This window comes from Paraburkholderia sprentiae WSM5005 (assembly GCF_001865575.2).
Taxonomy (GTDB): domain Bacteria; phylum Pseudomonadota; class Gammaproteobacteria; order Burkholderiales; family Burkholderiaceae; genus Paraburkholderia; species Paraburkholderia sprentiae.
Window position 1 is genome coordinate 1,784,940 of sequence record NZ_CP017561.2, and the last position, 22,367, is coordinate 1,807,306.

Sequence of the window (22,367 nt, forward strand, 5' to 3'; positions counted from 1 at the left end):
TTAGCATTTTTTGGACTATTTTCTAACAGAGCATACCCGTGATTGAAAATATATCAGGACGAGTAGACGTCGATAAGATGATCGAAGGCGCGAAGTTTCAAGGCCTTTTGATCGCGGTGTCGATCTGTCTGTTCTTTACGCTATTGATTGACGGCATGGACTTCACGACACTTGGCTACCTGATGCCGGTCGTGGCCAAGCATTTCAGCGCGAGTCGTAGTCTCGTGACGCTGGCGCTGTCTGTCAGTCCGATTGGTGGCGCTTGCGGTGGTTTTATCGGTGGCTCGCTTGGTGACCGGTGGGGCCGTCGCCGTGCATTGATCGCAAGTGTGATTCTTTTCGGTAGTGCAACGCTTGCGATTTCGGCGGCACCCAGCATGCAGGCTATCATCGCATTTCGCCTGATTGCTTCCGTCGGACTTGGTGCCGCAACTCCGAATATCGCATCACTCCTGTCCGAACTGTTGCCACAGCGCATTCGCAGTCAGGTCATGGCCACGGCATTTATCGGATTCCCGCTCGGTGCATCGCTGAATGGTCTGCTGATTCCATTGGTCTTGCCGCATTTCGGTTGGCGCGGTGTCGTCATGTTTGGCGGTGTAGTGCCGCTACTTCTCGTTTTCGTACTTTTCGGACTCGTGCCGGAATCTCCCGGCTTTCTTACGCTGAGAAAATCAAGAAATAAGGAACTCGCAACGACGCTACAAAAGTTGCGCCCGGACCTTACGGTATCCAGCGAAAGCCAATTCTTCGTTGAACGCCCCAAGTTCGGTCGCGTTGGTGTTCGCATGCTATTTTCGCCGCAATATCTCCGGGATACCCTTTGTCTTTGGGTCAGCGGGGCGTCCAATCAGTTTGCGGCCGTCTCTTTCTCCAGTTGGGCTTCCTCGGCACTGACGGGCATGGGCTTCAGTTTCTATGTCGCAGTTCACGGCCTGATGGTTTCGAATTTTGCCGGCGCAATCGGCGCATTGATCGGCGGCTGGCTGCTTGGCCGGTTGGGTTCCAGAAAATCGCTGCAGTATACTGCTCTGCTCGGCGTATTCGTTGCCCTCGGATTGTTCGCGCTAACAATCAACCACGTGAACGGCCCCTCGACACCGCTTGAGGACCTGGCGTTGATTGTCGGCATGGGCTTGACCGGCATTTCGATCGCAGGCATTCAACTCGGCGAATATCCTCTTTCTACCAATATCTACCCCCTCGAATTTCGTGCGTCCGGAGTGGGGTGGGTGGTCGCCATCTCGCGCGCGGGCGCCATTTGCTCCGTTTCGATTACTGGGTGGGTGATCAAGAGTTTTGGTGCGCCGTATCTTTTCCTGGGCGTTGCAATCTCCATTACTGTCACGTTTATCGCGCTCGGTTTGCTCAAGACTCATATTCCGAAACGAACTGTAGAACAGCAGGTTACGGAATCCCAAGCATCGCCCGTCTAGAGTTCACTGAATGACGCACGGGATAACTGATCGTCGACCCGCTTTTATATTTGGAGAATCATATGAATACTGTTATTGATGACCCCTGCGACTGGCGCGGCGCCGCTATGGGGTCCGCGACAGACTGGATTCACTCGTTGACGCCGGATGAAATTGACGAGATCGAACGGGCAGCAGCGCATGCCTATTCCCTCGGAAAGACAATCGATACGTTGACCATCGAAGATTTTCCGCTTCCGAACGTCGGCGTCCGCTTGTCTCACCTAAAGGAGTCACTGGAGAATCAATACGGGCTGTATGTCCTTCGCGGATTTCCGACGGAAGGCAAATCAGTCGACGATCTTCGCTATATCTTTTGGGGAATCGGACTGCATCTCGGGACCGCCGTTTGCCAAAGCTATAAAGGAGATTTTCTCGGCGATGTCCGTGATTTTGGTACAAGCGACGGTCGACTTTACAATACCAACGCCGCCGGTGGATTCCATGTCGATACCTGCGACGTAGTCGGTCTGTTTGTCGTGCGTCCGGCGAAGTCTGGCGGACTGTCACGAATTGCCAGTACCGTCGCAATACACAACGAAATCGCGCGGACCCGATCAGATCTGTTGGAGGTGCTCTACCAGCCGTTCTACTGGAAAACTACAATCCCAGCTCCGTTCAGTGCAGGTCATCCGCCCTACTTCCAGCAGCCGTTGTTTTCGCGAGTAGCCAACAAGCTCTCGTGCTTGTGGCTTCCCGTGAAGATCAATCTCGCGCAAGGGATGGAAGGCGTTCCCCATCTGACGGATAAGCAACGCGAGGCCATCGACCTGGTCACCCAACTTGCCGAAAGCGAAGAGTTTGCAGTGTCCATGATGTTCGAGGCCGGCGACATGCAGTTCGTCAATAACCATGTCTGTGTCCATGGACGTACGGCGTTTGAGGATTACACCGACGAAGCGAGGAAGCGTCATCTGTTCCGCCTCTGGCTCTCGGTGCCGAATTCTCGTGAACTTGATGTGAGCCTGAAGCCGACATATGGGGAGGTCGGCGCTGGCCAAGTCCGTGGTGGCATTGGCCGTGAGTGTGGGCTGCGCAAGTATCGTACATACGAGGCGCCGGAAAATTGATTTTTCGTGGGAAATGCGAGGTGGTACCGCTCGCCGCGCTCCTCGCGTTTCTATTCCTCTATAGTTCTACACGAATTTAACGCACGTATCTTCTCAAGGCCCATGTGGCGATGGACACTTTGGCGCTGTTGCTCCCCCGTGCATGTGACGGCAGCCAACGAGCCGTGGACGTGCCAGTTGGCCAACTGGCGCGTCGAGTTCAAAAAGCCGCCGGTCAGACTGTCCGGTGGCACTCGCCGGTGACGGCTCATCGGCGAGGAGCCTGCCAGGCCGAGTCGGGCAAGGCATCCAGCGTTAGTCGTCAGGCTACCGGTCGCGAAAAAACCTTCGCTCGGTTGCGGAGCCGCTGGATGGTCGAACGCATTTTCTGGCTCAGCAGCTTCGTATTCTGCGAGCTTCAGCGCATCCACTTTCGAACTCTCAACAGCACCTTTTAGCGATACATTTCAAATAGAAAAGCCCGGAGAGTCGTCTCCGGGCTCTTTTATAGATCCACAACCGAGGCTCAGGCTTCACCTTTGATCTTGTCGCGGATGAGCACGCCGATAAAAAGCAGCCAGGAGACGCCGAGACCGAAGTAATCGAAGTTACGCAGCGGACGGTAGTCCGCCCAACCCCAACCCGTTGAGCCGTCGATGGCCAGCAGCGTCAGCGCGATACAGATGGCGATTGCGATCCAGGTATTTTTTTTCATGCGAGTGCTCCTTAAGCCGATACTTTTTCTTCGACAGACACACCGACCAAAGTCGGGTCGGTTTGCAATAGACCACCTTTACCCTTCAGGTTGAAGCCATTCCAACCGTCCCACAGCCACATAGGGTTCAGGGTCGGGCGGAAGCATGCAGCCATATAACCGCTATACGCAAGCAGAAGCAAACCGTTCATCAGCAGTTCTTGCGGGCCCGAGAACAATTGACGCGGCGTTGCGGAAATGAACGTATTCAGCCAGAAAATCGTGACCGTCGTCGGCATTTCGAGAATCAGCGTCAGTAAGACAAAACGGTTCGTCAGAAGCAGGAAGCCGTAAACCGCCTCCATATACTTGACCCAATGATACATACCGATTGCATCGGCACCGGCCAAATACTGACCGGCAAGACCAGGAACCATCGGTACGTAACCGTCGATCACGAATCGAATGCCTGAGAAGAAAAGGTGTGCGCCGAAATACAGCCGAAGCCACGTAATGACGTACTTCCACGGGGAAGAATTAGCGCTTTGCATAGGGAAATATTTCCGAAAAGTTAGTGCAGTACAGCGACGAAATATGCCTGCGGCAGGCATACCTCAAAGGCGGTGGTCTAGACCCCCGCCTGAGAGCCCGTTAAATGATGCCTTTGCGTCGATCCCGGATTAAGACGGTGATGACGCAGATCCATGGAATTGCCAGGCCAAACATATCGCGTGCGCGCAATTCTCGATATTCTGTATAGCCCAGTCCTGTGGATCCGAAGAATACCCAGCATGTCATGATGACGCAGCATGCAAGGCCAATATAAAGATTCCGGTTACTTTTCATCTTCGATCTCCCTTATGCGAAATCGTTTGATTTCTTAGTAGTGGACGTCGATTCGGCGCCTTTACTCAGCCTCAAATGCTCTTTCCAGACGTCAACCTTGAAGCCCTCCCATAGCGCGAGCGGCTTGTTTGGCTTAAACACATTTGCCATGTAGCCACCATATGCCAGCAGAATGAGGCCATTCATTAACAGTTGATTCGGACCCGAGAACAATTGACGTGGAGTCGCAACGATAAAAGTATTAATCCAGAAAATCGAGATGGATGTCGGGAACTCGAGAATTGCGCCGAGCAACACGTATCGGTTCGTCAGCAACAGGATGCCGGCCAGCATTTCCACTGCTTTAACGGCATAAAACATGTGAATGGCATCGAGTGCCTGCACGTATTGACCTCCAATGCCTGGAATAAACGGAACCCAGCCTGTCGAAAGATAGCGGAAACCCGACCACAAAAGATCGGCGCCGAAATAAACCCGGAGCCAAAGTACAGCATATTTCCACGGTGGCGAATTAAGTCCCTGCATCGAATGTCTCCTATATTGGATTATGCTTATGCAACGCGGCGGAATCGAGCCCGCCGCGTTGTGTTCCGCTATTACGCTTCGACAACCCGATGCTGCTGTCCCGGCGTACGAATCTTGGCCAGTAATTCTTGATTCAATGCAAATCCGAATCCGACGCCTTCGCTCGGATACGCAAAGCCGCCGCTAAAGCGCTGGCCACCGATAGCCAAGTCCTGATCAACGGGGATATCACCACTGTTCCATGCTGCGTGAATCGCGAGCGGGCCCATGCTTTCGCTCATGAACTGGCATGCCCACTCGTTTGCGACCATGAGATGCGTGCTCGGCCCGGATTCGACACCCGATCCGATCAGCGTGCTGCAAAAGACGGGAATGTCGTACATGCGACATGCGGCCAGGAATCGCTGTGCCTTGACCAGTCCGCCGACCTTCTGAATCTTGAGAACAACGCCATCGGCCGAACGCCTTTCGGCGATTTCGCGCAGATCGCCCAACTCTTGCGCCCCCTCGTCTGCGTATATTGGTGTGGTGATACGCTCGCGCAGTTTCGCCAGGCTGTCGCGGTATTGATGCGCCAGTGGCTGTTCCATGAATGAGAGGTTGTATTGATCGAGGCGCTTCATCGTCGCCAACGCCTGCTCGTAGTTCCATGAGCCATTCGCGTCCAGGATGATCTTGGCATCGGGCCCGAGCGCAGCTCGCACTTCGCGGACCGTAGCCACGTCGTTATTGAACGTATGACGGCCCACTTTGAGCTTGAACGCCGAAAAGCCATTTTCGCGGACCTGGATCGCGAGTTCGGCCACCTTTTCGGGCTCACCCGCCGACAATACCCAACCGAGCGGAATCTTCTCGCGAGTGCGGCCACCCAACAGGCTGTAGACTGGCACGCCCAAAGATTTGCCCTTCAGATCATGCAGCGCACAGTCGACCAACGCCTTCGCCTGATTGTTGTCGCGGGCGAGTTGGTCCATCATGCCGACGATCTTCTCGATATTGCACGGATCTTCACCAAGCAGGATTCGCGGTGCGAAGATATCGGAAATCATGGCCGTCATGGATGCCTGGCTTTCACCGCGATACCACGATGAAGTGTCACCCGACTCCGCATAGCCGACGAGACCGTTGTCGGCTGTAATAGCTAAGAGAAGCGTATTCAGGCATGTGATTGTGACGTTCGGCAGCTTAATCGGCTTCTTCAGCGGCATCGAAATAGGAATGCACTCAACGCGGGTTATCTTCACTTGAATTAAACCTATAGGAATTCGTAGAAAGGGGCGTCAGAAATGACGCCCCAAGGCGACGACGAGTTATCGCACGACGGGCCGACGCAATGCACCGCAGACACGAATCAGCAGAATTACTGCCAATGCCACAGAGACCACATAGCAGATGATGAACGAGGCGCCTAGTGCATTCGGACCGTCAAAGCATTTAGCGACGAGCGCCACCACTGTCGGGCCGAGTGCCAAACCGACGAGATTGGTGATCAGGTAGTAGATGGCGGTGACCTTGCCCATCATGTTACCCGGCGTGAATTCGGCATTCGTTGCACCGCCTGCCACCGCGAACATCGCAAACATGAACATCTGGATGAAGTAGAGGACGATACCCGCGCCCATCGTATGGACGAGCGGGAAGCATGCCGTAACGACAGCGGCGATTGCCGTTGTGAGTGCCGCTACCCTGACAGGCGCATCGACCATGCCGCGCTTGCGCAGCCGGTCCGCGATTCCGCCGCAAATCAGCAGACCGAGCGGGGAAGCGAGCAGTGCCACGCCGCCTATCGCCTTACCGATTTCCGGACGGGCAACATGTAGCGTACGAGCGATGATTTCCGGAAGCCATGCCATCTGTGAACCGACGGCAATACCGTATAGGCAGATCGCAGCCCAGAGTTGAACATACACGCCGCGATTGTTCCAGACGAAGCACATGGTCTGCCTGTACGTCACCTCGGAAATAGCGGTCTGGAAACGACGGGGCGGCTCACGAAGCAGCCAAAGGAGAATCGCGAACGGAACTCCAATGATGCCCGGCACTAGCAGTACAAAGTGCCACGGCTTCATGCCGCCGACGACAGGTAGTGCATCGAATGCGCCTGCGGAAGCTGCCTTCAACAGGACGGCACCGAGAGCCATCGACAAACCGGTACCCAACATCGGGCCGATATTGTAGATGCCGAAAGCAACACTGCGACGATGCGGCGGAAATGCGTCACGAATCATCGACTGCGATCCGGGGGCCAGCGCCGATTCACCGACACCGAGACCAACACGCGTCAAGAACAACTGGAGATAGGTCGTACTCAGACCACACAGCATCTGAACCACCGACCATGCCATGATCGCACCGCCGAGGAGCGTCTTACGTTGGTATTTGTCGACCAGAATGCCCATCGGAATACTGAGCATGCTATACAGCAACATAAAAGAGAGGCCGAGCAACAAACTGACCTGAAGATCGGAAATTCCGAGGTCTTGCTTGATCGGTCCGACAACGAGAGCAAGCGCGCCCCGATCGATAAACGAGATGACGTAGGTGGACGTCAAAACGATAAGCATCCACCATGCACCTTTGGCCGTCTTTGAATCTTCCACGTTGTCGGCGGGTGCCAACTCCGTATGTACCTCTGCGATCTCACTCACTACGGTGTCTCCTTGCTAATTATCGGTGTAACTATTTTTGGCCATTCTCCCGCCCACTATCGGCGAGTGCGGTCTTTGCCGCAGTCACGCCAGATACGATGAACTCGGCGATATCGCCCATCGAGTTGTAGTACGGTCCCCATAGCGATCCGCACTCTCCGATTGCATAAAGACCGTCGATCGGTTTGTTCTGGTGATCGAGAACACGCTGACCTGCGTCGTGTTTCGGACCGCCGTGCGTGTTCAAATAGGTCGGGAGCATTGGCCCGATCGCGTAGTACGGGCCTTCATCGTTGAGCGGCACGAGGAACGTTTCGCGCCCGCAATCGCGATCAAGGTTGTTGCGGCAGTGATCGTTGTAACGCTCAACCGTCTCGCGAAGTGCGGCCGGATCGAGGTGGCCGGCCTTGCACACACCCTGGATCTCCGGCCACTGGCACTTCAACGCCAGTTCTTCAAGCGTATCGGCCTTGATGACGAGGCCTTCTTCGATTTCCTTGAGGTTGTCTTGCGACCACGGCGGCACACGCGAATTCAGCGTCGTCATTGCCGCCCCACCCGCACGCACCTTTTCATCGAAAATGTGGAATGCCGGCACGTTCGTGAATTCCGGGGTGCCCGGCGTCGTTGCCAACCAGGTATCGCGATTGGCCAATCCATGTTGGACAACCGACGTGTCCACCGTTTCGTTATGGAAGCGCTTCGCCTGGCGGTTGACCCACAACAGACTGCCGCCGTCCTTGAAGGCACCGCTTTTATAGCCGAAGCCCGCGACCTTGTTCAGGTCGTAAGTCACATAGACGTAGCCTTCCTTCGTCTTGATGCCCATGTTCAGGGGGCCCGCTACGGCGTTCATGTGCCAGAGTTGCGCGCCAACCTCCTGCGCCATTCGAATGCCGTCGCCGGTCAGATTCGGGCTACCAAGGAAGTAGATCGGGCAAGCAGTCAGGAATTGTTTGCACATGGCGTCGTTCGCCTCGAAGCCGCCACTGGCCAACACGACTGCCTTGCGAGCACGCACCGCGATCGTCTTGCCGTCATGTTCGGCTTCAACACCGAGAATCCGTTTCGTGGCCGGGTGCTGAACCAACCTGGTGACGCGAGTGTTGCACTGGACGCGGCCACCCGCCTTCTCCGCTTGTGCGGAGATCGCATTCCAGAGACTAGCTCCGCCCGGTGCGGCGACGACGCTCATACCTTTGATGCTTTCCCCGCCGGGAGCCCCAGGGAATTCGGGAAAAAATCCCGGTGCCGAGAACGGCTGCGGGTTGTCCTTGAGCGGCAATTCGAGTTTGTGCTGCCAGGCGGGTATGTTCTTGAGGCTCGACACGAAATGGCGAAGAACGCTTTCATCAGTTTGGCCTCCACACAGCCAATTCAGATATTTGAACGATTCTTCTTCGTCGACAGAGGTCATGATCAGACCGCCCGCGACGCAGACCGAGTTGCCGCCGCCCTGCACACCCTTTTCGAGAATGAGCACGTCGGCGCCCTGCTCGGCAGCTTCAAGCGCAAACACCGCGCCGGCGCCGCCGTAGCCGACAACAACCATATCGGCCTGGTCATCCCATCGGGGCTCGGTCCAATTCAATTCCATTTTCGTTATTCCTCGTGTCTCAGAAAACATACCAGCGCGGTTCGATCTACCTAGGCTGCGGGGGCAGCAGCGCCTCGCTCAGCCTCTTCCGCCGAGCGAAGACCGTTGTAGATTTCGTTGTAACGCAGCACCGGTTGATCCATCACCAACATGATCATCTTGCGCCCCGGCGTTTTCGAGATCGTTGCCTGCTGCGTCTCGATGATTGCCTTGTCTTCAGCGAATGCGGCTTCGGCGATCGCGAAAGCGTGATCTGCCAGATCCGCATGCTCGTGATCGGGACCGAAGTTGTAGAAGAACATCGATTCCGTATCGTTGATCGGCGTGATCATCTGGCATGTGCAACGGCGGAAGATCGGCTCTTCTGCGGGCCTGCCATCGACGAGACGATCCTGAACGCCCGGGGCGTACGAATGGATCTTGAGGATGAAGACGCCCGGTACGAGGAACGTGCTGACGACGTTGTCGTCGGAAGGGATTTCACCGAAGTATGGATTCGACTGACGTCCCAGGTGCCAGCGGTCGGCAACGACGCCACGCTCGACCGTATCGATGCCGCGCTTTGCTTCGCCATCTTTCTGAATCTTGAGCGACACCTTGTTGTTGGCACCGAACGTCGCTTCGTGAACATACGGTGCGTGCGAAAGGTCGAGCAAGTTGTCAGCGACAATTTCCGCGTTCCCTTTCCATACCTTCTTCGAGCATTTCATCGCGAAGACAGCGCTGTCCGGACCTTCGATCGGCGGAATCAGCGCGGGATCAGCCTTTGCAGCGTCACCCATCCAAACCCATGCAGCACCATGTTTTTCTTCGATCGGGTAGCTACGAACGCAGACCTTCGACGAGATACGATCGGTGCCCGGGATTTCGGTGCAGCGTCCGTCGGCGGCGAACTTCAGACCATGGTACATACAGCGCAGTTCATCACCCTCCTTACGGCCGACCGACAGCGGAACCAGGCGGTGCGGACACAGATCTTCAAGTGCTACGAGCGTGCCGTCTTCCTTGCGGTAGAGCGCCAGTGCCTCGTTCATCACCGTGAACGGGACGATATCAGTAGCCGAGAACTCGCTCGACCACCCAACCATATACCAGCAGTTCCGGAGGAATTTCATTGTCAGTCTCCTGAGAAAGGAATCGGGAACGGATAAATCGGAACAAGGTGCGACACAACAGACCTGCCAGTTCGCGCATGCGACCTCTGTGATTCAACCGGGCCGACATCCTAAATAGTATTCAATCCAGTATTCACGACATCTTATCGCGTTGCTTCGCGCGACATGACTCGGGATTACCCTGAAATGCACGTAAACGGCGTTCCAGTCAGAACGCCGTTTATGTTTGCAACTTCATTAGCTGAAGTAGACGCGCTCAGCCGTCGTATGCAGCACCTTGCGCTGATCTTCGGCCGACAGGGTGGCGACGGAGTCCTTCGCCAGCTGGACCATGTCCTTGTAGTCGCCCTTCGATTGAGCGATGTCGGAACCCCACATCACACGATCGGCACCGAACGAGCGCACCACACGCTCGACAACCGGCGCGGACGGCAGCTCGAGCGCCTTCAACTTGCCGAGGTTGATCATGGAATACAGCAAGAAGACGTTCGGGCTGTCGACGAACTTCAGCAATGCTTCATCCACGCCGTAATCCGGTCCCGGGCCCTCGCCGACAATATTTGAAAAGTGGTCAAGAATAACCGGCGTATCAGGGAACTCCCTCACCACGTCTTGAAGCGCTTCGAGTGCTGCCAAACGATTCCAGCGGTAGAAGTGCAGACGCACGCTGCCGCCGAGGTCCGTCACTGCTGCCCATGCACGACGCGCTTGCGTCGAAGCGAACCAGCTGCTGTCTGCACCTTTCTTCGGTTCCGTCAGACGGATGCCGACCGAGCCGCGTTCGCCGACCCAGTATTTCACCGTTTCTTCGACGTTCGGTGCCAGTGCGTCGAGCATGCACAGCGAACGCAGACGATCCGGATATTTCTGTGCGGAATCCACGACGTAGTCGTTGTGAAAGCCGTAGAGGTGCGCGCGTTGGACCGCGAGCGCCTTATCGATACCGAATGTGTCGAGCAAATCGATCAAGCGCTCAGCCGTTACCGGATTGTCGAATGCGTTTTCTTCCAGAACGCCGCTCAGCGGCGACGGCGGATATTTCTCGCGGTCGGTCGAAATAAGGTGTGCGTGGCTGTCAATCATGACGTTACCTCTATTAAATTCAATTTAACCAATGATCTGCGGCATTATTTCCACGGGTCCACGCACACGTGGATCGCACCTTGAATGCCCCGACCTGCGGTGGCCAGAATTGCGTCGTGCACCTGCGACAGGCCGAACGTGTGCGAGCACACTTCATCGATCGGATAGCGGCCTGAGCCTACATAGCGCAGTGCCAATTCGACCGCTGCGTAGCTACGGCCACGCGGTGCACGAACCGTCAGATAGCGCTTCTTGATCTCGCCGATCGGTACGTGCTGCTCCAGGCCGTTCAGGCTCAGATAGGCGCCTTTTGCCGCCAGTGCGATCGACTGCTTGACGATCTCGCCCTTGGGGTCGCCGGTCGTATCGACCACGACGTCCACGCCTCGTCCCCTGGTGATACGCATCACTTCGGCTTCGAGGTCTTGCGTTTCGACGTTGATTGCATAGTCGGCGCCCAGGCGCAGCGACAGATCGAGACGACTTTGATCGCGCGTCATGCCGGCCAGAATCACCGTATATGAGCCTGCGGCCTTTGCCGCCAGCACGCAGCCCAAGCCCTGCTGGCCCGGTCCCCACACGAGTACGACCTTACCGGGACCTGCGCCGCCGTCGAGACACGCCCACTGCACGCCGTTACCGAACGGCACTGCCAGTGTTGCGTGCGTCGCCGGCATGTCTTGCGGAATTTTATGCAACACCGTGTTGAGCGGCAGATGCATATACTGCGCGTAGCCACCCCACAGATGCGGTGCCTTGTTGGCGGTGGACATGCCGAACCGATCGGTATTCAGGCGATCCTTCACATTGAAGAAATCGACTTCCATACACAGACGGAAATCTCCCTTCATGCACCATTCGCAGTGCCAGCACGGGAGATATTCGTGCAGAGCAACGCGATCGCCTGGCTTGACGCCCCAACGCCTGGCCGCGACTTCACCGACTTCTTCGATGGTCCCGACGTTTTCGTGGCCCATGATGACCGGAACGTGGCCGGCCTTGCGGTAGAGCTCGGGATCGCTGCCACCGACGCCACTGGCTTCGATGCGCAGAATTCCGGTTTCAGGCTTGACAGTCGGATAATCGAATTCACGAATTTCCGTGGTTTCGACATCCGTCTTGACTGCTGCCAGTACCTTCTTCGTCATGTGTTTGTCTCCTGCTCGTTTTCGACCTCAGAGTTTCCCAAATACGCGAAGTGCGTTAGCACCGAAGATCGCGTTGAGATCCTCGTCAGGTAATCCATTGAGTGCAATACGGGTGAGATTCAATGCATTCCCGTAGCCTTCGCGAGAACTCACGACTGGGAAATCGGAACCCCACATCAGGCGATTCGCGCCGAATGCGGCTACCGCCTCGTGGACAAGCGGCGACGCCGCGTCCCCGAAGGGACGGCCCAGATGCCACGTTTTCGGGTCGCGAGGCATCAATTCGCCGAGCCCCGGAAGCTTGAGCATGACATTCGGAAAGGCGGCGAGCTTGAACACCTGGCGACGAATAGCTAACTGCTCATCTGTCGTGACAGGCATGCTGGTGCCACCCAGATGTTCGAGGACGATGGTCGTCCCTGCCAACCTCGCAACCAGTTCGATAAACCCCGGCGCGTTGAATGCTTCCGCGGACCCCACGCAACTGACGGGTAATCCAGTTTCCTGGACTGCACGCCATGCTTCCGGAACACGACCATCCGGAAGACACGAGGAGGGGCGAAGCCGAATACCCGACACGCCATCGGCTGCGAGGTTTTCGATCGTCATTGCAACGTCCGGGGCTTCGACATCAACCCAAGCCACGCTCGACAGACGGCCCGGATATCGCTTGACGCAGTCTTGCTGATATCGGTTATCCGTCTGTCCGATCATCTGAGTGAGAATGGCCATATCAACGCCATACTCATTCATTTGATCGATCAACGTCTCGACAGGCTCATACCAATGAGGCGAAACATGCGCGTGACTATCGACGATCATGTGGACCTCAGGCCTTCAGAGCGACTTCCGGATTGAGGGGTACTTCTTCTTTCCACGTACGATCGTTCGGAAAAATCACCGTCGAAGCGTGAATCTCATTCCACGGAATCGTGGTCGTCAGCACGCTCGGCAATTCGCCGCTTTCCGAGTAAGCACGAGCCGCACGGATCATCTGACGACGCCATGCAACGACCGCGACATCCGATGTGCCGAGGTGTTCCTTCGTGCGGTCGAGGATACGGCCCTGAGTTTCACTGACTGCGTGGTCCTGCGTCAGGATGCCCTTGATGCCCGACATCGACGTCGTCTTCATGGCCTCGCGATCCTGCTTGTACCAGTTGTCGATGTTGAGCTCCTTGCGGAAGTTTTCATCGAGCCAGTGACCGCCTTCCTGAATACGATATTCGATATCGACAGGCTGCGTTTCGTCGAAGAACCACTGGATATGCCACGTCGATTCGTCATCGCGCGGAACAAATGCATTTGCCATGCGACGGTTCTTGCGCACGCCGAATCCATCGGGCGGAATCAGCGTGAAAAACGGCAGGACCACTTGCGTGACGCGGGCGTGCAACTTGCCTTCTTCACGGAAATTGCGCACGCCTGCATAGCGCAGGCCGTAGTGCGTGTACTCGACTTCGATCTTCGGACGCAGATCGCGTTCGTGTTCGTACTTGGCCGGCGCTGCCCACGGTTGTTCACGGTGCAGGACGCCTGCGTGTGCGGAGTCGATCGTGCCCTCGACGGCTTGGGCGTAGTTGCAGTCTTCGAGTACCTTGAACGCAACAACCTTTTCCGCCGGGTACGATAGGAAATCGAAGTCGGGGAATTGGGGAACCTTCGCGGGATCGCCCATGTACGTCCAGATCACGCCGGCGACTTCTCGAGTCGGATACGCCACTGCCTTGATACGCGAGCACAGCTTCGAATCTTCCGGCTCCGTCGGAGTGTCCATGCACTGACCATCGACGGCGAACTTCCAACCGTGATACAGACAACGCAGGCCGCCGTCCGAGTTGTCGCCCAGCGCGAGCGACGCACGACGGTGCGGGCACTGTTCTTCGAGCAGGCCAACCTTGCCGTCGCTATCGCGGAACGCCACAAGGTCTTCGCCCAACAGACGCACACGCACGGGCTTGCCGCCCGGCTCGCTGATTTCGGACGCCAGCATCATCGGAATCCAGAATTGGCGGATCATGTCGCCGTTCGGCGTGCCTTTACCAACCTGGGTCAGAACGTCGTTATCTTCGCGGGAAAGCATGGTTTGCTCCTAGATTTTGTTTATCTGTGAATATGCGCGGGAGATAAATGCGCTCCCACTAGCGTTAAACGAGTTCGACGGCCTTCAGCAATCGATCACGCGCGTCTTCGGTGTTGCTGTCGTTGCCAATGAAATCGTGCGCTTCGACAATCAGGTTGCGCAGAGCAGCAAGGTTCTGCACTTCCCGCACATTCGAGCCCTGCCGTGCAGCAGCGACGATATCGTTATCGAGCAGCCGCCAGACTTCATCGAGCTCGGATTCGCGGTAAATCATGTGCTCGAACGTACTCGACTTCTCCACGCGCCCGATCAGTTCACGCAGCGTTTGCGGTGAGTAATCTTCGATCGAGTGAATATCATCCACGTTCATGGCTCATCCTTATTTCTTGGGACCTGGACCGAACTGCGAAGGTGGGAGGCCGAGCGCATGGCGACCAAATGCCGTCAGCGCCGAATCCCACGTGAAAGCAAAGTGCTGGGCGGCGGAATTGACGTCGCGCCAGATACGTTGGAGCTCCGAAGCGTTGTAAATGCTGGTGCCGCCGGCAGCTTCGAAGACACTGTTGGCGGCGCGACGAGCGGTTTGAGCGGAATACGCCCAGTCGCGCGGTATACGCGACCATTCGAGCGCCGTCAGTGACTCTGCACTTTCTGCCGTATCGACGCGGCGCGTGTCTTCGAGAATCAATGCGTAGGCCGCGTCGAGATCTGCCGTCGCGTGTGCCAGGCGTTCGATCGTAGCCGACTGTTCCGCCATTTGAGCGGCCGGCATTGCCTGCAGACGCGGCGCCAAACCCTCAGCGAACGAACGGAGTGCTGCGCGTGCCATGCCCAGCGGCGCGCCGATGAGCGAGAACGGCGTGACGTTCTGGAAAGGCATCCGGTAGATCGAGGCACGCATTGCGTCAGCGCCTTCGACGTTGCCCGTCATCATGTCTTTGACCGACACCGAACGATGTTTCGGGATGAACGCTTCCGCGACCTTGATCGTGCGGCTACCGGTGCCACGCAGGCCAGCCGTGTGCCAGTCATCGACAATTTCGATATCCGAACGCGGGATCACGAAAAAGCGCGGTTCAGGCGGCCCATCGGAACGCTGCACGGCGTTTCCGATGATGACCCATTGCACATGGTCGATACCCGAACAGAAGCGACCGTCGCCGTTCACGAGTTTGTAGCCGCCGTCGACTTCGGTAATCGTGCCGCCCAAGCGGAACACGGTTGCCGTCAATACGTGGCCTTTGCCAAGCACGTCTTGCTGTGCTTGCAACGGGAACAGATTCAACATCCAGCTATGACCCGCCAGAACGCCGAAAACCCAACCCGTCGAGCCACAGGCCGATGCGATTTCTGCCGTAACTTCGACGAGCGTAGTGAAACCTAGTTCGGAACCGCCAAACGTCTTCGGTGTGATGATGTTGAAAAGACCCGTTTCGCGCAGTGCATCGATCGTTTCTTTGGGCACCACGCGGTCGCTTTCGGTCTGTTTGACGCGTGAACGAATCGCGTCATGCAAACCACGGGCAATATCGAGGGCTTCCTCGCGGCTGTTAATACGGCTCAAGACATTCTCCTGGGAGGACTTGGTGCGCCGGAACGTGGCCGGCGTGCAGAATGGTTTTTGCTTAGATATCGCTCAGTGTTCGTTGCGACCATAACGATCTTCGACGGTCATACGTTCCTTGGCGTCGAGGAACCAGCGATAGTGACCGCCCTTCGAGATCGGCGGAACGTCTTCGGAGACGACGTACCAGCTTTCGCCGTCGTTTTCCGTCGCATAGATTTCGCCCGTTGCCGTACCGGCGATGAGCATGATCTTGTCATCCCAACGGTACATACCCATACCCTCGATGTTGCCGATAATTTCCTCGGGCAGACCGTTACGCATATGTTTCCAGGTAACACCACCATCGGTGCTCTTGAGAACAGTTGCGTTCGCCGACTTACGGGCGCCCCAATCGCGCGGTGCGTTACCCGGTCCACCGAGATACAGAACGTTCTCGTTGCGCGGGTCGATAAACATGGCGTCGGGATAACCGATAAGGTCTTGACGCGTCATCAGGTGAACCCAGGTCTCGCCAGCGTCTGCGCTGTAGTGCAGGCCTTCGCCGCCGCACATGAAGATCTGTTTCGGATTCGACGGGCGGATCACCACGCGGTGGTTGTCGTGGTAGAACTTGTCGTTTTCCGATTCGTACGACCGCGGCTCGTTCCACGTCTTGCCGTCGTCGGTAGTCTTGAGAAGCGCGCCCTGTTCAATACAGACATAAAGCGTTTCGGGTTCGGCCGGGTGAAACGAAATATTCTTGACGTGTGCAATATGCGGGGGCGGCGGGAACGTCCACCTGTCCTGGTCCGGCACCGTCATCATTTCGGGAATTTCGACCCACGAAGCACCCAGATCGTCGCTGCGATAAAGCGCGGACGGCTCAGTGCCCAGAAACAGGACGGTCTTCCCGTCGCGCTCCTGCTTCGCCATCGTATAAATATGCGTGCTCTTCAGGCCATTGTTGGCCGGTTCCCACGTCAGGCCCAAGTCCTTCGAGACTACGAGACTGCCTTGGCCGTGTGCGCCCGCGAACAACAGGCCCGCACCCGGAACATAGAGCAACGCGCTCACGTGGCGATCTTCCAGCGTCGTGCGCGTGAGATCCCACGGGGCACTGGCGTCTTCACGCTCGAATACGAGCATGCCGCGAATCGTAGCAACCAGTAGCGTCGTTGCCGCGCCATCACCGTGCGTAACGGTTCCACCGTTGGTGGTCAGAACTGCAATCATTTCTCCTCCCTAGGGAATACCCCATGTGATGTCGCCTGTCTTTGACTTTTTCCCGCTCAGACGAAATAATATGCAAAAAAGAATTACGCGTCAAACGGTTGGCAAGAAACTTTCAATGATTGGTGACTGAGGAAGCGTGATGTGTGATGCCTGCCCCCCATTCGCAGGGTTCCGCGCGTTCTATGATTTTGGAGGTGAGATGACTGAACTTAATGAAGTGATGACTCTGCGCTTGACGGCGAGTCAATATTTAGCGCGCAACACGCTGGCTCTGACCTTTGAAGACCCCGAGGGCGAGCGTCTGCCCGCCGCTGACGCGGGTTCGCACGTCGCACTGATCCTGCCGAACGGATTGACGCGTCAGTACTCCCTCCTTGAGTCCAGCAATAGCCTGACGCAGCGTTCGTACGTGATTGGCGTCAAACTCGACCCGCAGTCGCGTGGTGGCTCCCGCTACATCCACGAAACGATGCGTGTCGGCGACCTGGTGCAGGTCGAAACCCCGCGCAACAACTTCCCCCTCGACGAAGACGCTGAGCACACGGTTCTGGTTGCCGGTGGTATCGGGATCACGCCTATTCTGTGTATGGCGCGTCGCCTGAAGGAAATCGGAAAGTCGCCGCGTATCTATTATTCGTGCCGAGACCGGGTTGACGTCGCCTACGCTGAAGAATTAAAGACGTTCGAAGGTTCGCTCGTTCACGTCGACGCAGACGTCGGCACGTTTCTGAATATCGAAGACGTGGTGAAGCGGGAGCCGGCGTCGGCCCATTTCTATTGCTGCGGCCCCGGCCCGATGCTCGAAGCATTCGAAAAGGCTTGCTCGACTTTGCCCCCTGAACAAGTCCACGTCGAGTACTTCAGTGCCAAACACGAAGCCGCACTCGATGGCAACTACGTAGTTGAACTGCGTAAGAGCGGCAAGACGCTCAGCGTCCCTCAAGGCAAGACGATTCTCAACGTCGTGCGCGAAGCCGGTGTACCGATCTCATACTCGTGCGAAGAAGGCGTATGCGGTGCATGTGAAGTCCGCGTGCTGGAAGGTGAGCCGGATCACCGCGACGCCATTCTGTCGGAGCCCGAAAAGGCTTCGAACAAGACGATGATTATCTGCTGTTCTGGCTGCAAGGGCGATCGTCTCGTCCTCGATCTGTAACAAACACCCGTGTGCCTACGGGCACCCACCATCACGTTAATCAAGGAGACAAGTAAGTGATTATTGATTGCCACGGTCACGTCAGCGCACCCGCAGAATTGTGGGTCTACAAGGCACACATTCTGTCGCATCGGGGCGAACACGGTCGCAAGATGCCGGAGGTGACCGACGAGGAAATCCTGCACTACGCCAACAAGAAGGAAATGGCGCCGGTTGGCCACCTCGACATGCTCGACCGCGTCGGCACGAACGTCCAGCTGATGTCGCCGCGGCCGTTCCAGATGATGCACAGCCAGAAGCCGGGCAAGCTCGTGCACTGGTTCACGGAAGAAACCAACAACATCATCTCGCGCACTGTCAAGCTGCTGCCGAAGCGTTTCATCGGAGTCGGCGGCCTGCCGCAAGTGTCGGGCGACCCGATCGAGGTCGTGCTGCCGGAACTGGAGCGCTGCGTCAAGGAACTGGGTTTCAAGGGCGTACTGCTGAATCCCGACCCATTCGAAAACAGCGGCGTCGAAGCCCCCGGTCTCGGTGATCGTTACTGGTACCCGCTGTACGAGAAACTGTGCGAACTCGACGTACCGGCGCACATCCATGCTACTGGCTCGCAGTCGGCACGTTCGCCGTACACCGTTCACTTCATTAACGAAGAAACGATCGCGGTGTTCAACCTCGTCAATTCGAACGTCTTCAAGGACTTTCCGAATCTCAAGATCATGGTGTCGCACGGCGGCGGTTCGATCCCCTACCAGATCGGCCGTTTCCAGTCGGGCGCCTCGCGTGCCGGCCGCAACTTCCTCGAGGGCATGCGAAATCTGTACTACGACACCGTGCTCTACTCCGAAGAATCGCTGCGTCTACTGATCAAGACGGTTGGCGCTGACCGCTGCATGTTCGGCGCTGAGTGCCCGGGTGTGGGTTCGGCTATCAACCCGGACACCGGCCGCACCTTCGACGACATCAAGCCGTATATCGAAAGCTTCGACTGGCTGTCGAAAGCAGAGAAGGATGCAATCTTCTTCGGCAACGCTCGCGACTTCTTCAAGCTCAACCTCGCGGATTACGAATAATCCCGACGCCCACAGGACTCGAAATCATGGCAAAAATCGTATTGGGAATGGGAACTTCGCATGGCCCTATGCTCATCACGCCACCGGAGACCTGGGGCGCTCGCGTACCCGATGATCGACTGAGCAAGCATGATTTCGAAGGCCGCGAATGGGCTTTCGATGAACTCGTCGGATATCGCCGTAGCGAGAACCTCGCGGATCAGATCACGCCGGCGAAGTGGAAGGAGCGGCATGCCCAGTGCCGGGCGGCTATCGAGGAAATGGCGCGGGTGCTGGCTGAGGCCAAACCTGACGTCGCTGTCATTGTCGGCAACGATCAGATGGAAATTTTCACCACTGATTGCATTCCCGCATTCGGCGTCATGCACGGCCCGACGATCGTGAACAACATGATCAGTCACGATAAATTGATGCAAATGCCTCCGGGCGTGCGCCATTCGATGCCGGGTTACAAGCCGGAAACTGCCACGCATGAAGGCGTTCCCGCGCTTGCAAAGCACATCATCAAGAACGCGATCGCCGACAACTTTGACGTGGCCGCTCTTGGCCGCTTGTCAGAAACGGAAACGCCGCATGCATACGGCTTCGTGTTCCGCCAGCTGATGAAAGACCAGGTCGTTCCGACCGTGCCGGTGTTTGTCAATACGTTCTATCCGCCGAATCAACCGACAGTCGCACGCTGCCACGCTTTCGGTGCATCGATTGCTCGCGCGATCGAATCGTGGGATTCGGACGCACGTGTAGCTGTCATCGCTTCCGGTGGTCTGACGCACTTCGTCATTGACGAGCGCGTCGACAATCTGATTCTCGACGCGATGAAGAACCACGACCTCACGCCGGTATTCGCGTTGGGCGAAGAAATCTTCCAGGCGGGTACATCGGAAATCAAGAACTGGATTCCCGTCGCCGGCATGATGGATGAACTCGGCTTCGACATGACGGTGGTCGACTATGTGCCCTGCTATCGCAGCGAAGCCGGTACCGGCAACGCCATGGGCTTTGTGTACTGGAAGCCGCAGTCCGAATAAGGAAACATCAAATATATGGCAACTAAAGACGAATTCGTCCACCGCCTTCGTCGGCTGGACTGCTGCGCAGTCTCGGACGCACTCGATAAACTCGGCTTGTCCGGCGTCGTGAGCGGCGTCGCCCAAGCCTCAGGCACGAAGCGCATCGCAGGTCGCGTCATCACGATGAAACTCGGTGTTGGTGATCCGCCTCCCGGCCCGCCGCGTCATCTGGGCACCACCGCGATCGAACTCGGCCACTCCGACGATGTGATCGTTGTCGAGCAGCGCACCGGTATTGAAGCCGGTTCGTGGGGCGGCATCCTGTCGCTGGGTGCCAAGGTTCGCGGTATCGCGGGCGTGATCGCTGACGGTCCGGTTCGCGACATCGATGAATCCCGCGAGATGGGCCTGCCGGTGTTCACAAACAAGTTCACGGCGCTCACCGCTCGTGGTCGTATCGTCGAAAAAGGCGTGAACGTCCCCATTGAAGTCTTCGGGGCCGCAGTGGAAGCCGGCGACTACGTGATCGCCGACAGCAGCGCCGTGATTTTCATCGGCAAGGCAAACATCGCCAGAGTGGTCGAGACTGCTGAATCGATCGTCGCACGCGAAGCCTTGATGGCGAAGGCACTACTGGCGGGCACGCCGATCCATGAAGTCATGGGTGGCAACTACGAATTTATGCTTAAGGATTAATCATGTCCGAGATCGAACAAGACAAGAATGTTGCCCGCGCAGCAAAACTCGAAACGGCGACCCTGAGCGACGCACTGGACCGATTGGGCCTGAACGGTCAGTGCTACAAGATCAAGCCGCGTGATGCGTCGTTCCGAATGGCCGGTCGGGCATTCACGATTCTCTACGGCCCCGCCGCTTCGCCCGCAGGCACCGTGGGTGACTTCATCGACGACGTTCCGCCGGGCTCGGTCATCGTCCTCGATAACGGTGGTCGCGAAGACGCAACGGTATGGGGCGACATCCTGACCGAGATCGCTCATCGCCGTGGTATCGCTGGCACCGTAATCGACGGCATAAATCGTGACGTACACCTGTGCCTGTCGCTCGGTTACCCGGTTTTCTCCAAGGATAACTGGATGCGCACGGGCAAGGATCGCGTGCAGGTCGAAGCCACCAACGTTCCGGTGAATATCGGTAACGTGCGCGTTGCTCCGGGCGATCTGCTGCGCGGTGACGCGGACGGCGTGATCTCGATTCCGAAGGAACACGAAGAACGCGTGCTTGCCGCTGCTGAAGAAATCGATGCCGCGGAAAATGCAATCCGACGGTCTGTGGCAACGGGTATGCGGCTAGACGAGGCTCGCAAACAGTTCAAGTACCATCAACTGCAAACGCGTCGGACTGGAGAAGAGGCATGACGGGCCCGGTTTTCAATCGTCATGAGACCACGCGTCTCGCTATCGAGCGACCGGACGTCAATTTGCTTGACGCCGCCGCGAAATTGCCGGCAGCAACGCTTCACGAGGCTGCCGGAAAGATCGGCGTTTTGCCTTATGAAATTAAGCCTGTCGCGCCCGGCTTCAAGATTTGCGGCCCAGCCGTGACCGTCCATTCGCCCGGTGGCGATAACCTTTGGCTTCACCGTGCGATTTACGCAGCACAAGCAGGTGATGTCCTGGTCGTCTCCGTAAGCGAAGCATATGAACACGGGTACTGGGGCGAGATCATGTCAACGGCCGCAAAGGTTCGGGGGCTTGCCGGTCTCGTCATTAACGGCTGTGTTCGTGATCAGCGACTGCTGTCCGAGATTGCGTTTCCCGTTTTTGCTCGCGGTCTTTGTATCCGTGGCACAGGAAAAGATTTCGGCGCCAGAGGTTGGATCAACGCCCCGATTCGATTCGACGATGTCACTATAAATGCAGGTGACCTGATCGTTGGTGACGAAGACGGCGTCGTTTGCATCCCGCGCGAGCGAATCGCCGAGGTGATCATTGCATCCGAAGCACGCGAAGCAGCAGAAGCACAGCAGATGAAGCGACTGGAAGCGGGCGAGAGCACGCTCAGTATTTTCGGTTGGGATCAATAAACCGGCTGAGACTCGCGTCTATAGCATGGGGTGGCGCCCGGAAAA

At 56.9% G+C, this 22,367-nt stretch carries 22 protein-coding genes; 8 read left to right on the plus strand and 14 right to left on the minus strand.

Going from position 1 to position 22,367, the window contains the following annotated elements; all coding sequences use genetic code 11:
- Positions 1-38 precede the first annotated feature (38 nt).
- Both BJG93_RS08135 and BJG93_RS08140 read left to right on the plus strand, forming a co-directional pair.
- Positions 39-1,436, plus strand: coding sequence for an MFS transporter (locus tag BJG93_RS08135; RefSeq protein WP_154671829.1), 1,398 nt, complete (start codon positions 39-41; stop codon positions 1,434-1,436).
- A gap of 62 nt (positions 1,437-1,498) precedes the next feature.
- Positions 1,499-2,545, plus strand: a complete 1,047-nt coding sequence (locus BJG93_RS08140; RefSeq protein WP_051374405.1) for a TauD/TfdA family dioxygenase — start codon at positions 1,499-1,501, stop codon at positions 2,543-2,545.
- A gap of 505 nt (positions 2,546-3,050) precedes the next feature.
- On the opposite strand, the gene BJG93_RS08145 is transcribed toward BJG93_RS08140, so the two are convergent.
- The 14 genes from BJG93_RS08145 to BJG93_RS08210 all read right to left on the minus strand — a co-directional run bounded on the left by BJG93_RS08145 (position 3,051) and on the right by BJG93_RS08210 (position 16,883).
- On the minus strand, positions 3,051-3,239 hold the full coding sequence (locus tag BJG93_RS08145) for a hypothetical protein (RefSeq protein WP_027197797.1): 189 nt from the start codon (positions 3,237-3,239) through the stop codon (positions 3,051-3,053).
- An 11-nt stretch (positions 3,240-3,250) separates the two neighbouring features.
- Positions 3,251-3,769: a hypothetical protein gene (locus tag BJG93_RS08150; RefSeq protein WP_034479413.1), complete on the minus strand. Its 519-nt coding sequence runs from the start codon at positions 3,767-3,769 to the stop codon at positions 3,251-3,253.
- Positions 3,770-4,076: 307 nt separating this feature from the next.
- The gene (locus tag BJG93_RS08155; protein WP_027197799.1) at positions 4,077-4,589 is read right to left on the minus strand and encodes a hypothetical protein; all 513 of its coding nucleotides are present in this window, start codon (positions 4,587-4,589) and stop codon (positions 4,077-4,079) included.
- 71 nt (positions 4,590-4,660) lie between these two features.
- The gene (locus BJG93_RS08160; protein WP_027197800.1) at positions 4,661-5,833 is read right to left on the minus strand and encodes a mandelate racemase/muconate lactonizing enzyme family protein; all 1,173 of its coding nucleotides are present in this window, start codon (positions 5,831-5,833) and stop codon (positions 4,661-4,663) included.
- Between the two features lie 66 nt (positions 5,834-5,899).
- On the minus strand, positions 5,900-7,237 hold the full coding sequence (locus BJG93_RS08165; protein WP_027197801.1) for an MFS transporter: 1,338 nt from the start codon (positions 7,235-7,237) through the stop codon (positions 5,900-5,902).
- Positions 7,238-7,268: 31 nt separating this feature from the next.
- Complete coding sequence (locus tag BJG93_RS08170; protein ID WP_027197802.1) at positions 7,269-8,834, minus strand: FAD-dependent oxidoreductase; 1,566 nt, start codon at positions 8,832-8,834, stop codon at positions 7,269-7,271.
- A gap of 50 nt (positions 8,835-8,884) precedes the next feature.
- Complete coding sequence (locus BJG93_RS08175; RefSeq protein ID WP_027197803.1) at positions 8,885-9,949, minus strand: aromatic ring-hydroxylating dioxygenase subunit alpha; 1,065 nt, start codon at positions 9,947-9,949, stop codon at positions 8,885-8,887.
- 237 nt (positions 9,950-10,186) lie between these two features.
- Positions 10,187-11,032 (minus strand): amidohydrolase family protein, encoded by an 846-nt coding sequence (locus BJG93_RS08180; RefSeq protein WP_027197804.1) that lies wholly within the window; start codon positions 11,030-11,032, stop codon positions 10,187-10,189.
- Positions 11,033-11,076: 44 nt separating this feature from the next.
- Positions 11,077-12,180: a zinc-dependent alcohol dehydrogenase gene (locus BJG93_RS08185; protein ID WP_027197805.1), complete on the minus strand. Its 1,104-nt coding sequence runs from the start codon at positions 12,178-12,180 to the stop codon at positions 11,077-11,079.
- A gap of 27 nt (positions 12,181-12,207) precedes the next feature.
- Positions 12,208-13,002: an amidohydrolase family protein gene (locus BJG93_RS08190; protein WP_027197806.1), complete on the minus strand. Its 795-nt coding sequence runs from the start codon at positions 13,000-13,002 to the stop codon at positions 12,208-12,210.
- A 7-nt stretch (positions 13,003-13,009) separates the two neighbouring features.
- Complete coding sequence (locus BJG93_RS08195) at positions 13,010-14,263, minus strand: Rieske 2Fe-2S domain-containing protein (protein ID WP_027197807.1); 1,254 nt, start codon at positions 14,261-14,263, stop codon at positions 13,010-13,012.
- Positions 14,264-14,327: 64 nt separating this feature from the next.
- Positions 14,328-14,633 carry a hypothetical protein gene (locus BJG93_RS08200; protein ID WP_027197808.1) on the minus strand — a complete coding sequence of 102 codons (306 nt, stop codon included), beginning with the start codon at positions 14,631-14,633 and terminating at the stop codon, positions 14,328-14,330.
- Positions 14,634-14,642: 9 nt separating this feature from the next.
- A complete protein-coding gene (locus tag BJG93_RS08205; protein ID WP_027197809.1) occupies positions 14,643-15,827 on the minus strand; it encodes an acyl-CoA dehydrogenase family protein in 1,185 nt (394 codons plus the stop codon).
- A gap of 72 nt (positions 15,828-15,899) precedes the next feature.
- Positions 15,900-16,883, minus strand: a complete 984-nt coding sequence (locus BJG93_RS08210) for a WD40/YVTN/BNR-like repeat-containing protein (protein WP_231337448.1) — start codon at positions 16,881-16,883, stop codon at positions 15,900-15,902.
- Positions 16,884-17,241: 358 nt separating this feature from the next.
- Here BJG93_RS08210 and BJG93_RS08215 point away from each other — a divergent pair, with 358 nt between their 5' ends.
- From BJG93_RS08215 to BJG93_RS08240, 6 genes are read left to right on the plus strand one after another with little or no spacing between them, the layout of a single operon-like run.
- Complete coding sequence (locus tag BJG93_RS08215) at positions 17,242-18,198, plus strand: PDR/VanB family oxidoreductase (protein WP_027197811.1); 957 nt, start codon at positions 17,242-17,244, stop codon at positions 18,196-18,198.
- Positions 18,199-18,254: 56 nt separating this feature from the next.
- Positions 18,255-19,268 carry an amidohydrolase family protein gene (locus BJG93_RS08220; protein ID WP_027197812.1) on the plus strand — a complete coding sequence of 338 codons (1,014 nt, stop codon included), beginning with the start codon at positions 18,255-18,257 and terminating at the stop codon, positions 19,266-19,268.
- A gap of 26 nt (positions 19,269-19,294) precedes the next feature.
- Complete coding sequence (locus tag BJG93_RS08225; RefSeq protein WP_027197813.1) at positions 19,295-20,296, plus strand: DODA-type extradiol aromatic ring-opening family dioxygenase; 1,002 nt, start codon at positions 19,295-19,297, stop codon at positions 20,294-20,296.
- A gap of 15 nt (positions 20,297-20,311) precedes the next feature.
- On the plus strand, positions 20,312-20,974 hold the full coding sequence (locus BJG93_RS08230; RefSeq protein WP_027197814.1) for an RraA family protein: 663 nt from the start codon (positions 20,312-20,314) through the stop codon (positions 20,972-20,974).
- 2 nt (positions 20,975-20,976) lie between these two features.
- On the plus strand, positions 20,977-21,654 hold the full coding sequence (locus BJG93_RS08235; RefSeq protein ID WP_027197815.1) for an RraA family protein: 678 nt from the start codon (positions 20,977-20,979) through the stop codon (positions 21,652-21,654).
- A complete protein-coding gene (locus tag BJG93_RS08240) occupies positions 21,651-22,322 on the plus strand; it encodes a 4-carboxy-4-hydroxy-2-oxoadipate aldolase/oxaloacetate decarboxylase (RefSeq protein WP_027197816.1) in 672 nt (223 codons plus the stop codon). The genes BJG93_RS08235 and BJG93_RS08240 overlap by 4 nt, the downstream gene beginning before the upstream one ends.
- Positions 22,323-22,367: the final 45 nt, after the last annotated feature.